This is a genomic window from Actinomadura hibisca NBRC 15177 (genome assembly GCF_001552635.1).
Taxonomy (GTDB): Bacteria; Actinomycetota; Actinomycetes; order Streptosporangiales; family Streptosporangiaceae; genus Spirillospora; species Spirillospora hibisca.
Map to the genome: position 1 here is coordinate 1 of NZ_BCRO01000135.1, position 12,179 is coordinate 12,179.

Here is a 12,179-nt window from a genome sequence, read left to right on the forward strand (position 1 = left end):
GAAACACAGCCGCTTTCGCCGCAGATCTGCACCGACTCAATCCGTGGGGGTCTACACGGGCTCACCCAAGCCCAATCCCGCGCGGGTTTACCGCACCCGACCAACAACCTCCACTACACGCGGGTTTTGTGCAGGTGCCCACCAACCCCAGCCTGTGCGGGTTTTCCGCACCCGAGCACTCACCTCAGCCCCGCGCCCTTCACCCGACCACCAACCCTCACCCCGCGCGGGGTTGGTGCAGATATCCAGCAACCCCAGCCCGTGCGGGTTTTCCGCACCCGAGCACCCACCTCAACCCCGTACCCCGCACCCGGCCAGCAACCCCAGCCCGCACGCGGTTGGTACAGATACCCAACAACCTCAACCCGCGCGGGTTTTCCGCACCCAACCCCAACCTCAGCCCCGCGCCCGCCACCCGACCAGCAGCCCTAGCCCGCGCGGGGTTGGTGCAGGTGCCCAACAGCCCCAGCCCGTGCAGGTTTTCCGCGCCTGACCAGCAACCCCGGCCCCGCGCGGGGTTGCCACAGATGCCCGACGACCCCAACCCGTGCGGGTTTCCCGCGCCCAACCACCAGCTCCCGGCCCCCGGCCCCGGCCCCGGCCCCGGCCCCGCGCGAGGGTGGCGCAGGAGCTCACCAACCCCAGCTCGTGCGGTTTCCCACACCAGACCACCAACGCCAGCTCTGCGCCCCGAGCCCCGAGCCCCGCGCCCGACCAGCACCCCTTACTCCGCGCGGGACTGCTCCAAGTGCCCACCAACCCCAGCCCCGCGGCTGTTGGGTGCCCAGAGTCGGTCGGCGTCGCCGGCGGCCAGGCGGCCTTGGTAGACGTCGATTTTGTGGTCGATGAGTTCCAGGTTCTTCTGGAGTGCCGCGATCTCTTGGAGTACCCGGTCGCGGTGTGATTCCAGCAAATGCAGGCGTTCGTCCTCGTTGCCCCGGCCCGCCGCCACCAGTTCCGCGTAGCGGCGGATGCCCCTGATCGGCATGCCGGTCGCGCGCAGTCTGGTGCAGATCTTGATCCACTCAAGGTCGAGGCGGTGGTAGCGGCGTCGGCCGCCGGGTGTGCGGTCGACGGGGGTGACGACCAGGCCCGCGCGTTCGTAGTAGCGCAGCGTGTGCGTGCTCACTCCGGTGCGGCGGGCGGCCTCGGCGATGCTCAGTCCCGTCTCGGGGACGGGCTCGGGTGAGGGGTTCCCCTTGACTTCGAGCACGCTCTAAATCCTAGCGTTCCGGATATGCCCGAACTCAGTTCCCGCCACCGGTTCCTGGTGCTCGCCATCTGCTGCGCCAGCATGGTCGTCGTGGTGATGGACATCTCCATCGTCAACGTCGCGCTGCCCGCGATCCGGCGCGATCTGCACGCCTCGGTGTCCGGTCTGCAGTGGACCGTCGACGCCTACACCCTGGTCCTGGCCTGCTTCCTGGTGCTGGCCGGTTCCACCGCCGACCGGGTGGGGCGACGGCGCGTCTTCCAGGTCGGTCTGGCCGTCTTCGGGGTCGGCTCGCTGCTGTGCGGCATGGCGCCGAGCACCGGTTGGCTCATCGCGGCGCGTGCCTTGCAGGCCGTGGGCGGCACGATGCTCAACCCGGTGGCGATGGCGATCGTCGCCACCACCTTTCCCGATCCCGTCGAGCGGGCCAGGGCCATCGGGGTGTTCGGCTCGACGGCTGGTCTCTCGCTGGCGCTGGGGCCGATCCTCGGTGGTGCCCTGGTCGACGGCTTCGGCTGGCACTTCGTCTTCTGGGCCAACGTGCCGATCGTGGTCGTCGCCATCGTGTGCGCCGCGCTGCTGGTGCCCGAGTCCCGTGCCGCTCGGGCGCGCCGGTTCGATCCGGTGGGTCAGGTCCTGATGATCCTGGTGCTGGGCGGTGTCGTCTTCGCGATCATCGAGTCCGGGCGGTCGGGCTGGGGCTCAGCGGTTGTCCTCGGCCCGCTTGCCGTGGCCGTGCTCGGTGTGCTCGGGATTCTGGGTTACGAACCGCGCCGCGTCGATCCGCTGCTGGAGTTGCGCCTGTTCCGCAGCGTGCCGTTCAGCGCGGCGATCCTGATGGCGCTGTTCGCCCTGTGCGGGTTCGGCGCGTTCCTGTTCGTGACCACCCAGTACCTGCAGAACGCGCGCGGCATGTCGGCGCTCGCGGCCGGGTTGTGCCTGCTTCCGGTCGGCGCGCTCGTCCTGCTGCTGTCCCCGTTCACCGGTCGGATGGTCGGCTCGCGCGGCCCCAGGCTGCCGCTGGTGGTCGCCGGGACGGCGCTGGCGCTGGGCGGCGGCGCGTCGCTCTGGCTCGGGACGGACACGCCGCTGCCCGTCGTGCTCGCGGTCTACCTGCTGTTCGGCGTCTTCCTGGGCACCGTCAACCCTCCGATCAGCAACACGGCGGTCTCCGGCATGCCCCCTTCGATGGTCGGGGTGGCCGCCTCGCTGGCCTCGGCCGGCCGGCAGACCGGCACCACGCTGGGCGTCGCGATCTCCGGGACGATCGTGGGGTCGGCTCTGGGGCGCAGCGGGACGGCGTCCATCGACGCCGGGCGCGGTGTGTGGTGGATGGTGTTCGGGATGGGCCTGGGCATCGTTGTCCTGGGGCTGCTCAGCACGGGGCGCTGGGCCTCGGGTACTGCCGAACGGGCGGCGACGCTCTTCGAGCGGGTGGACTCCGGCGCGGATCTGCGCACCGTCCGTGCCGGTCGTCGATTGACTCTTCCGTAACGTCAGTCCCTACCGTCGGCCGCATGAGCGAGAACACCGCACCCCTCATCGACCGCACCATCTACCCCATGCCGATGTTCGCCACCTTCCAGGTCGCCGACCTCGCGGCCGCCGAGGCGTTCTACCAGGCCGCCGGCTTCGTCTCCCTGGCCACCGTCATGGGGCCGGACAGGTCCCCGGTGCTGGTGCACCTGCGGCGGATGAAGTACCAGGACATCCTGATCGTCCCGGGCGGACCCGCACGTGGCAGCACCACCGTGAGCTTCGCCGCGGGCGGGCAGGATCTGGCGGAACTGGCGGCCGGGCTCCGCGCCTTCGGGCAGGAGGGGGCTCGCGTCGAAGGGCCCGCCGACACCCCCTGGTTCACCTCCGACCTGACCGTCGACGATCCCGACGGGAACCGCATGATCCTCACCGCGCCCCGCGAGGCGGAGAGGGAACGCGCCGGAGAATGGATGCGCGAGAACATCGAAGGGGACTTCGTCGTCGTGGACTAGACGGTTCCGGACGGTGGGAGCCGGAAGCAGGCTGGCCGCATCCGGACGCCCGGCTAGAGGCTCCGGCGGTGCTTGTTGCGCTCGTTCCAGGCGCGCATCCGCGGCGGGTACCCCACGATCTGCACGTCGTAGATCGGCAGGCCCAGGTCCCGGGCCACCTTCCCGATCACCTTCGGCGAGCCCACCCGGCGGCGGGTCCACTCGCCGTCGTGGGCCACGGCCACGGCCGTGGTGTCGGTGGCGAAGGTCTCGGGCTCGACGAAGAACTCCACGCCCTGATGGGAGCGGGCGAAGGCGATCAGCGCCTCGATGTCGGAGTCGGTGGCCTCGCGGTCGAACCTGGTGACCGAGTCGCCGCGGTGCTTGCGAATTCCGAAGCGGTCCCGGAACCTCATCGGTCTGTCCCGTCGTCTGGTGCCGCTCCGGAACCGCTCCGGAGACACGAGGCGAGTAAGACAATAACGATCAACAGCACCGCCGGGTTCCCGAGACGGCCATGTCCTCCCTCCGGCCGAGGGCCCGGCGCTTACACTGGCGGACCGAGCGGACGCGGAACGTGAGCCAGGGGGCTTTCATGGGGGCGATGCAGTCTGTCCGACGCTGGTCCGCCGCGGCCGTCGCGGCGACGTTGTGCGGATGGCTGAGCACCTTCGCCCCGGCGGTCGCCGAGGACGGGCGGCGCGCCGGTTTCGTCGGGACCGCCGTGGTCGCCGCACCGGAGAAGGCGATGCCCGACGTCCCGGCGGCACGGCCGGTGACGCGTACCGACTGCGCCAAGGCCAAGTGCGTCGCCCTCACCTTCGACGACGGGCCCATGAGCTCCACGGCCGAGCTGCTGGACGTGCTGGCCGCCCACCAGGCGCGCGCCACCTTCTTCCTGGTCGGACGGAACGTGGCCGCGCGCCCCGACCTGGTCCGCCGCGAACTCGCCGCCGGACACGAACTCGGCAACCACAGCTACACCCACGCCGACCTCGGCCGTTCGTCGGCCGCCAAGGTCCGGGAGGAACTGGAACGCACCCAGGAGGCCATCGAGCAGGCGGCGGGCGTCACGCCCACCCTCATGCGGCCGCCCTACGGGTCCACCGACAAGAACCTCGCCCTCACCGCCAAGCGGATGGGCATGGCGCAGATCCTGTGGAGCGTCGACCCGCTCGACTGGAACGCGCGCGACCGCGCCACCGTCGAGCGCCGCATCGTCAAGGGGGTCCGTCCCGGACGCATCCTGCTGATGCACGACATCCACGCCAGCACCGTCGCCGCCGTGCCCGCCATCCTGCGACGGCTCGCCGCCCAGGGATATGTCTTCGTCACCGTCTCCGAGTTGTTCGGAGGTTCCCTCACCCCCGGCAAGAAGTACGTCCAACGTTGACCGGCGTCGGCGGGCGTCTCCGCCTCAGGGACGGGTCTCCCCGACCCAGGTTCGGGGACGGCTCAGGGTCTTCCCTGATGCCGGGACGCCCGCCCGCCGCCGAGGATGGCGGTATGAACATCACTCATGGGGACCTCCGCGTCGGCGACGCGGAGCGCGAAGCGGCCGTGGAACGGCTCCAGAACGCCTACGCCGAAGGACGCCTGGAGCACCAGGAGTTCGACATGCGCGTCCACCTCGCCATGACCGCCAAGACGCGCGACGAGCTCGCGCTCGTGGAGCGGGACCTGGCCCCCGCCGTCAAGGGGACGGCCCTCACCACCGGCGAGATCTCCGGCGAGGACCGCGCCCTCGCCGCCGCCGCGCACGGGCTCGGCTACGTGACCCTCTTCGTCGGCCCGCTCGTGCTCATGCTCACCAGCGGCAAGCGCTCGGAGTTCGTGCGCCGCCAGGCCGCCGAGGCGCTCAACTTCCAGCTCACGCTGCTGCTCATCACGATCGTGACGTTCGGGATCGGCGGCGTGCTCTACGCGGTCTCCTGGATCGCGGCCGGGATCGCGGCGCTGCTCACGCTCACCGGGCAGGACTTCCGCTACCCCTGGATCCTGCGTCTGGTCAAGTAGGCCGACGGCGCCCGCGGTCGTCCCCAGAGGGAACTTACCTGCTCTTTATTCCCGCGCGTCCCTGTGATCACACTCTCGCGCCAATTGTGTGGAAGATACATGGGATGATCGGTTTACTGTGTGCGGGAGGGGCAGATGACGAAGCTACTGGTCAACGACGATCATCAGCGGGCGGTCGAGGCGTTGCGCCGATCGTACGCGGCGATCCCCGAGGGGACGCCGGTACGGCTCGCGAAGAAGACCTCCAACCTGTTCCGGTGGCGGGACCCCTCGGCGGCGCCGGGCCTGGACGTGTCGGGCTTCGACAGGGTGCTGAGCGTGGACCCCGAGACCCGCACCGCGCAGGTGCAGGGCATGACCACCTACGAGGACCTGGTCGCGGCCACGCTGCCGCACGGGCTGATGCCGACCGTCGTGCCGCAGCTCAAGACGATCACGCTGGGCGGGGCGGTGACCGGCCTCGGCATCGAGTCCTCCTCCTTCCACCTCGGGCTGCCGCACGAGAGCGTGCTGGAGATGGAGGTGCTGACCGGTGACGGCCAGGTCGTCACCGCCACCCGCGACAACGAGCACTCCGACCTGTTCTTCGGCTTCCCCAACTCCTACGGCACGCTCGGCTACTCGTTGCGCCTGAAGATCGAGCTGGTGCCGGTCAAGCCGTACGTGAAGGTCCGCCACCTGCGCTTCGACGACGCGGTGGCCGCCACGAACGCGCTCGCCGAACTCTCGGAGTCGCGCACCCACGACGGCGAGCCGATCGACTTCCTCGACGGCACCGTCTTCGGCCCCGGCGAGCAGTACCTCACCCTCGGCACCTTCACCGACACCGCGCCCTACACCTCCGACTACACCGGCCAGCAGATCTACTACCGCTCGATCCAGCAGCGGTCGGTGGACTTCCTGACCGTGCACGACTACATCTGGCGCTGGGACACCGACTGGTTCTGGTGCTCGGGCGCGTTCGGCGTGCAGAACCCGACCGTCCGCCGCCTGTGGCCGGACAAGGCCAAGCGGTCGGACGTCTACCGCAAGATGGTCGCCTACGACCGGCGCTTCCAGGTCATCGCGCGGATCGAGCGCTGGCGCGGCCTGCGCCCCCGCGAGGACGTCATCCAGGACATCGAGGTGCCGGTCGAGCGGCTGCCGGAGTTCCTGGAGTTCTTCCACGACAAGGTCGGCATGACGCCGGTCTGGTTGTGCCCGCTGCGCGCCCGCGAGAGCTGGCCGCTCTACCCGCTGGAGCCCGGCCGCACCTACGTCAACGTCGGGTTCTGGGGCACGGTGCGCCTCCCACCAGGGCAGATCCCGGAATATCACAACCGCTTGATCGAACGCCGGGTCGCCGCTCTTGACGGGCACAAGTCCCTCTATTCGACTGCTTTTTATAGCCGGGACGAGTTCTGGCGCTACTACGACGGGGATACCTACCGGCGGCTCAAGAACGCCTACGACCCCGCCAAGCGGCTGCTGGACCTCTACGACAAGTGCGTGCGCGGACGCTAGGCGTCCGCGTCATCGGGGGGAGGGCCCCGACGGGGCCCGGTGGTGACGCCGTGGCCCCTGCCCGGGGCGGAGAGACAGGAGGAGCAACATGACGCTGGCCAGGGTCTTCGAGCGGTTGGCCGGGGCTGGGGCGCCAGTGGAGTTCGTCGCCTACGACGGGTCGCGCGCGGGTTCGCCCGGCGCCGACATCCGGTTCGAGGTGCGGTCGCCGTACGCGGTGTCGTACCTGGTGCACTCGCCGGGGGCGCTGGGCCTGGCCCGCGCCTACGTGAGCGGCATGATCGACGTGTCGGGCGACATGTACACCGCGCTGTCCACCATGCAGCAGGTGTTCGGGGAGATCACCCCGCGCGAGAAGGCGAAGATCGTCGCGGCCGTGCTCGGTGAGCCGCTGCTGCGCGGCGCGGTGAGCCGCCGGCTGGACCCGCCGCCGCAGGAGGCCCCGTTCAGCCGGATCCCGACCTGGTTGCGGCACTCCAAGCGGCGCGACGCCAAGGCGATCTCGCACCACTACGACGTGTCCAACACCTTCTACGAGTGGGTGCTCGGCCCGTCCATGGCCTACACCTGCGCCTGCTACCCCGAGGAGCACGCCACCCTGGAGGAGGCGCAGTTCCACAAGCACGACCTGGTCGCGAGGAAGCTCGGGCTCAAGCCCGGCATGCGGCTGCTGGACGTGGGCTGCGGCTGGGGCGGCATGGTCATGCACGCCGCGCAGGAGTACGGCGTCAAGGCGCTGGGCGTGACGCTGTCCAAGCAGCAGGCCGAGTGGGCGCAGAAGGCCATCGCCGACCGCGGCCTGTCGGAGCTGGCCGAGGTGCGGCACATGGACTACCGCGACGTGGCCGAGACCGGCTTCGACGCCGTCAGCTCCATCGGCCTGACCGAGCACATCGGCAAGGCCAACCTGCCGTCGTACTTCTCCTTCCTGTACGGGAAGCTGAAGCCCTACGGCCGGATGCTGAACCACACCATCACCCGTCCCGACAACCTGGCCCCGGCCATGAAGGAGGACGGGTTCATCAACCGGTACGTGTTCCCCGACGGCGAGCTGGAGGGGCCCGGCTTCATCCAGCAGAACATGAACGACGCCGGGTTCGAGATCCGCCACCAGGAGAACCTGCGCGAGCACTACGCCCGGACGCTGACCGGCTGGTGCCGCAACCTGGACGAGCACTGGGACGAGGCGGTCGCCGAAGTCGGCGAGGGCACCGCCCGCGTGTGGCGGGTCTACATGGCGGGCTGCGTCCTGGGCTTCGAGCAGAACTGGATCCAGCTCCACCAGACGCTCGGCGTGAAGCTGGACGACAAGGGCGACGCGCACATGCCGCTGCGTCCCGACTGGGGTTCGTGAGCCGAGACGGCGAGACGAGCGGGCCGACCGGAATCCTTCCGGCCGGCCCGTCGCCGTTCAGAGCGCCTGGAGGGTGTCGGCGATGGCGTCGGCGTTCGGGGGCAGCTTGCCCTGCGGCGCGGTGCCGGTGACCACGCACGGCGAGAGCGACGGGCATGGGGGATTCCTCCCGGCCGACCGGCCCTTCCCGGTTGCCATGGGGGAATGTGCCCCGCGTCACACCGGGAGATCCCGGCTTGGCGGCAACCGCCGGGGGTAGGAGCGGCGAAGTCCTGGGAGAACCCCCGGCTCCGGCAGAGAGGTCCCCATGTCCCGCGCACTGCGATGGTCGGTCCCCGCCTTGCTCGTCCTGGTCTGGCTGATCGGCGTGGGGCCGCTCGGGCAGTTCGCGGGCAAGCTCGGCGACGTTCAGAGCAACGACAACGCCACCTTCCTGCCAGCAGGCGCCGAGTCCACCCGCGCCGCCGACCTCCAGAAACGCTTCGAGAACACCGGCGCCGTCCCGGCGGTCGTGTTGTGGGAGTCCCGCAACGGCCAGAAGCTGGACGACTCCCAGCGCGCGGCGGCGCAGCGGGCGCTCCAGCAGATCACCGGCACGTCCGGCGTGCGCCAGGGCGCGTCACCGCTGCTGCCCGCGCCCGACGGCAAGGCGTTCCAGGCCGTCGTCCCCATCGACAAGGACCTCCCCGAGCCCCGCCCCGTCATCGACCGGCTCCGCGAGACCGCCCGGCAGGTGCCCGGCACCACCGCCTACGTGACCGGCCCCGCCGCCCTCCAGGCCGACCTCGGCAACGCCTTCACCGGCATCGATGGCATCCTGCTCGGCGTCGCGCTCGGCGTGGTCCTGCTCATCCTGCTGGCCGTCTACCGGAGCCTGCTGCTGCCCCTGGTCGTCGTGTTCGGCTCGGTCCTGGCGCTCGGACTGGCGTCGGCGGTGGTGTACGTCCTGGCCAAGAACGGCGTCATCGACCTCAATGGCCAGACGCAGGGCATCCTGTTCATCCTGGTCGTCGGGGCCGCCACCGACTACGCGCTGCTGCTGGCCGCTCGCTTCCGCGAGGAGCTGGCGACCGGTGACCCGGCGTGGACGGCGGTCACGCGGGCGTGGCGGCGGTCGCTCGCGCCCATCGTCGCCTCCGCCGGGACGGTCGCGGCGGGCCTGCTCACCCTGCTGTTCAGCGATCTCAACTCCAACCGGGGGCTCGGCCCGGTCGCCGCGATCGGCGTGGGCTGCGCGCTGCTGTCGGCGCTGACGTTCCTGCCCGCCGCGCTGGCGCTGCTGGGCCGCGCCGCCTACTGGCCCTCCCGCGACCTGAACCGGGGCCGGGGCCTGTGGGAGAAGGTGAGCAACCTGATCCGGCGCGGTCCGCGCCGCGTGTGGGTGCTGTCGGCGCTGGTACTGGCCGCGTTCGCCGCGTTCCTGCCCATGCTGAAGGCCGACGGCATCGCCCAGACCGACGTGTTCCTCAACAAGGAGCCCTCGGTGGAGGGCCAGGAGGCGCTCGGCCGCCACTTCCCGGCGGGCGCGGGCAGCCCCGTCGTCATCATCGCCCGCGCGGACGCCGCCGACCGCGTGATCGCTGCCGTGCGGGGCGTCAAGGGCGTCGCGCCCGAGGTGCGTCCCACCACCGCCGAGGGCCCGTCCGGCCGCTCGGCCCCGCCCAAGGTCGTGGACGGCCGCGTCGAGCTCAACGCCACCCTCACCGCCGCGCCCGACAGCGACGCGGCCCTCGACACCGTCGCCGCGCTGCGCGAGCGCGTCCACGCCGTGCCGGGGGCGGACGCGCTGGTCGGCGGCTTCACCGCCACCCAGTACGACACCCTGCGCACCTCCGAGCGCGACCGCCTGGTCATCATCCCGATCGCGCTGGCGGTGATCCTGGTCATCCTCATCGTGCTGCTGCGGTCGCTCCTGGCCCCGGTGCTGCTGGTCGCGACGGTGGCGCTGTCGTACGCGGCGACGCTCGGCATCTCGGCGCTGGCGTTCAACGGCCCGTTCGGCTTCCCCGGCTCCGACCCGGTGGTGCCGCTGTTCGGGTTCGTGTTCCTGGTCGCGCTGGGCGTGGACTACAACATCTTCCTGATGACGCGCGTCCGCGAGGAGTCCCGCGCGCACGGCACCCGCGAGGGCGTGCTGCGCGGGCTGGTGGCGACCGGCGGGGTGATCACCTCGGCCGGGGTGGTGCTGGCGGCCACCTTCGGCGCGCTGGCGGTGATCCCGCTGGTGTTCCTGGTGCAGATCGCGTTCCTGGTGGCGGTCGGGGTGCTGCTGGACACGCTGCTGGTGCGGTCGTTGCTGGTGCCCGCGCTGGTCCGGGACCTGGGCGAGCGCACCTGGTGGCCGGGCCACCCGGACCCTGCCGAACAGGAAAGGACGCCCCGGCAGACCGTCACCGAAAGCTAACCGTTCGGTCACCCTCCGCCGATCCCGGCCGCGCGTCCCCGTTGTCGGCGCCCCGGCCCCGGTCTAGGGTCGGGCCGACGCGCACGGCCCCTCCACCCCAACGGGAGCCACCATGGAATACGACTACATCGTCGTCGGCGCGGGATCGGCGGGGTGCGCCCTGGCCGCCCGCCTGTCGGAGGACGGCGCGGTGCGGGTCGCGCTGGTCGAGGCGGGCGGGCCGGACGACAAGCGGGAGATCCACGTCCCGGCGGCGTTCCCCAAGCTGTTCAAGACCGCCTACGACTGGGACTTCCACACCGTCAAGCAGCCCGGCCTGGACAACCGCGAGCTGTACTGGCCGCGCGGTCGCACCCTCGGCGGCAGCTCCTCGCTGAACGCGATGATGTGGGTGCGCGGGCACCGCGCCGACTACGACGGCTGGGGCGTGCCCGGCTGGTCCTACGACGAGGTGCTGCCCTACTTCCGGCGGCTGGAGGGACGCGTCGGCAGCAACGCGGGCGGGGTCTACGGCACCGACGGGCCGCTGACGGTCTCCGAGCAGCGCGACCCCAACGAGGCCACCCGCGCGTTCCTGGCCGCCTGCGACGCCGCCGGGATCCCCCGGCTGCCCGAGCTGAACGGCCCCGACAACGAGGGGTGCGCGCTCACGCCCGTCAGCCAGCGGCGGGGCCGCCGCTGGAGCGCCGCCGACGCCTACCTGCGCCCGGCCCGCAAGCGCCGCAACCTGACGGTCGCGACCGGCGTGCACGTGGCGCGGGTGCTGATCGAGGACGGCCGCGCGGTCGGGATCGAGGACCGCGACGGGCGGCGCGTCCGGGCGGCCCGCGAGGTCGTGCTCGCGGGCGGCGCGATCGGCTCCCCGCAACTGCTGATGTTGTCGGGCGTCGGCGACGCCGGGCACCTGCGCGAGGTCGGGATCGAGCCGGTGGCGGACCGGCCCGCCGTCGGCGGCCACCTGCGCGACCACCTGGCGGTGCCGGTGCTGCGGCACTGCCCCCGGCCGGTCACGCTGACGAGCGCGGACACCACCGCCAACGTCGCCCGCTACCTGCTGCTGCGGCGCGGGCCGTTCACCTCCAACGTCGGCGAGGCGGTGGTGTTCGCCAGGAGCGACCCGGCGCAACCCGCGCCCGACCTGGAACTGATCTTCGCGCCGGTGCCGTACGTCGCGCACGGCCTGGTCCCGCCCACCGAGCACGGGCTGACGGTCGGGGTGATCCTGCTGCGCCCGGAGTCGTCGGGACGCATCCGGCTGGCCTCGGCCGACCCGGCGGCCGCGCCGCTGATCGACCCGGGCTACCTGACCGGCGAGGGCGACCTGCGCCGCCTGCTGACCGGCATCGGCATGGCCGAGGACCTGCTCGGCACCGAGCCGCTGGCCGGGTACGCCGGCGAGCCGATGGCGCCCTACCCGGGCGGGACCGACGAGCAGGCGCTGGCCGCGTACGCGCGGGGCAACGCCGAGACGTTGTACCACCCGACCGGCACCTGCCGGATGGGCGTGGACGCGGACTCGGTGGTGGACGAGCGGCTGCGGGTGCGCGGGGTGGAGGGGCTGCGGGTGGCCGACGCGTCGGTGCTGCCGGAGATCGTCCGCGGGCACACCAACGCCCCGGCGATCATGGTGGGGGAGAAGGCGGCCGACCTGATCCGCGCGGTCTGACGGGCGCGCGCCTGTTCGGCTCGCGCCTGGCCGTTCGGCCCGCTCGACCCGTT

11 protein-coding genes are annotated in these 12,179 nt (G+C 71.5%); 8 read left to right on the forward strand and 3 right to left on the reverse strand.

What is annotated here, in order from left to right:
* Positions 1 to 724 precede the first annotated feature (724 nt).
* Positions 725 to 1,213: a MerR family transcriptional regulator gene (locus tag AH6_RS40790; RefSeq protein ID WP_067491606.1), complete on the reverse strand. Its 489-nt coding sequence runs from the start codon at positions 1,211 to 1,213 to the stop codon at positions 725 to 727.
* A 24-nt stretch (positions 1,214 to 1,237) separates the two neighbouring features.
* On the opposite strand from AH6_RS40790, the gene AH6_RS40795 reads away from it, so the two are divergent.
* The gene (locus AH6_RS40795) at positions 1,238 to 2,707 is read left to right on the forward strand and encodes an MFS transporter (protein WP_067491608.1); all 1,470 of its coding nucleotides are present in this window, start codon (positions 1,238 to 1,240) and stop codon (positions 2,705 to 2,707) included.
* 23 nt (positions 2,708 to 2,730) lie between these two features.
* Positions 2,731 to 3,204 (forward strand): glyoxalase, encoded by a 474-nt coding sequence (locus tag AH6_RS40800; RefSeq protein ID WP_067491610.1) that lies wholly within the window; start codon positions 2,731 to 2,733, stop codon positions 3,202 to 3,204.
* Between the two features lie 53 nt (positions 3,205 to 3,257).
* On the opposite strand, the gene AH6_RS40805 is transcribed toward AH6_RS40800, so the two are convergent.
* The gene (locus tag AH6_RS40805) at positions 3,258 to 3,599 is read right to left on the reverse strand and encodes a hypothetical protein (RefSeq protein ID WP_067491612.1); all 342 of its coding nucleotides are present in this window, start codon (positions 3,597 to 3,599) and stop codon (positions 3,258 to 3,260) included.
* 188 nt (positions 3,600 to 3,787) lie between these two features.
* Between AH6_RS40805 and AH6_RS40810 the strand changes: the two genes are divergently transcribed.
* The 4 genes from AH6_RS40810 to AH6_RS40825 all read left to right on the forward strand — a co-directional run bounded on the left by AH6_RS40810 (position 3,788) and on the right by AH6_RS40825 (position 8,056).
* Positions 3,788 to 4,576, forward strand: a complete 789-nt coding sequence (locus AH6_RS40810) for a polysaccharide deacetylase family protein (protein WP_245679701.1) — start codon at positions 3,788 to 3,790, stop codon at positions 4,574 to 4,576.
* 113 nt (positions 4,577 to 4,689) lie between these two features.
* The gene (locus AH6_RS40815; RefSeq protein WP_067491614.1) at positions 4,690 to 5,199 is read left to right on the forward strand and encodes a DUF1707 and DUF4870 domain-containing protein; all 510 of its coding nucleotides are present in this window, start codon (positions 4,690 to 4,692) and stop codon (positions 5,197 to 5,199) included.
* A 135-nt stretch (positions 5,200 to 5,334) separates the two neighbouring features.
* The gene (locus tag AH6_RS40820; RefSeq protein WP_067491616.1) at positions 5,335 to 6,702 is read left to right on the forward strand and encodes an FAD-binding oxidoreductase; all 1,368 of its coding nucleotides are present in this window, start codon (positions 5,335 to 5,337) and stop codon (positions 6,700 to 6,702) included.
* An 88-nt stretch (positions 6,703 to 6,790) separates the two neighbouring features.
* A complete protein-coding gene (locus tag AH6_RS40825; protein ID WP_067491618.1) occupies positions 6,791 to 8,056 on the forward strand; it encodes a class I SAM-dependent methyltransferase in 1,266 nt (421 codons plus the stop codon).
* A 57-nt stretch (positions 8,057 to 8,113) separates the two neighbouring features.
* Here the strand turns inward: AH6_RS40825 and AH6_RS44460 are convergent, their stop codons facing one another.
* Positions 8,114 to 8,254, reverse strand: a complete 141-nt coding sequence (locus tag AH6_RS44460) for a hypothetical protein (protein ID WP_157432031.1) — start codon at positions 8,252 to 8,254, stop codon at positions 8,114 to 8,116.
* Between the two features lie 109 nt (positions 8,255 to 8,363).
* Here AH6_RS44460 and AH6_RS40830 point away from each other — a divergent pair, with 109 nt between their 5' ends.
* Entirely contained in the window at positions 8,364 to 10,460 is a 2,097-nt protein-coding gene (locus AH6_RS40830) for an MMPL family transporter (RefSeq protein ID WP_067491621.1), read from the forward strand.
* A 112-nt stretch (positions 10,461 to 10,572) separates the two neighbouring features.
* The gene (locus AH6_RS40835) at positions 10,573 to 12,126 is read left to right on the forward strand and encodes a GMC family oxidoreductase (RefSeq protein ID WP_067491623.1); all 1,554 of its coding nucleotides are present in this window, start codon (positions 10,573 to 10,575) and stop codon (positions 12,124 to 12,126) included.
* Positions 12,127 to 12,179: the final 53 nt, after the last annotated feature.

Coding starts and splice junctions, on each gene's coding strand:
- AH6_RS40830 (WP_067491621.1), top strand. CDS start 8,364: ATGTCCCGCGCACTGCGATGGTCGGTCCCCGCCTTGCTCGTCCTGGTC.
- AH6_RS40810 (WP_245679701.1), top strand. CDS start 3,788: ATGCAGTCTGTCCGACGCTGGTCCGCCGCGGCCGTCGCGGCGACGTTG.
- AH6_RS40820 (WP_067491616.1), top strand. CDS start 5,335: ATGACGAAGCTACTGGTCAACGACGATCATCAGCGGGCGGTCGAGGCG.
- AH6_RS40835 (WP_067491623.1), top strand. CDS start 10,573: ATGGAATACGACTACATCGTCGTCGGCGCGGGATCGGCGGGGTGCGCC.
- AH6_RS40815 (WP_067491614.1), top strand. CDS start 4,690: ATGAACATCACTCATGGGGACCTCCGCGTCGGCGACGCGGAGCGCGAA.
- AH6_RS40795 (WP_067491608.1), top strand. CDS start 1,238: ATGCCCGAACTCAGTTCCCGCCACCGGTTCCTGGTGCTCGCCATCTGC.
- AH6_RS44460 (WP_157432031.1), bottom strand. CDS start 8,254: ATGGCAACCGGGAAGGGCCGGTCGGCCGGGAGGAATCCCCCATGCCCG.
- AH6_RS40805 (WP_067491612.1), bottom strand. CDS start 3,599: ATGAGGTTCCGGGACCGCTTCGGAATTCGCAAGCACCGCGGCGACTCG.
- AH6_RS40800 (WP_067491610.1), top strand. CDS start 2,731: ATGAGCGAGAACACCGCACCCCTCATCGACCGCACCATCTACCCCATG.
- AH6_RS40825 (WP_067491618.1), top strand. CDS start 6,791: ATGACGCTGGCCAGGGTCTTCGAGCGGTTGGCCGGGGCTGGGGCGCCA.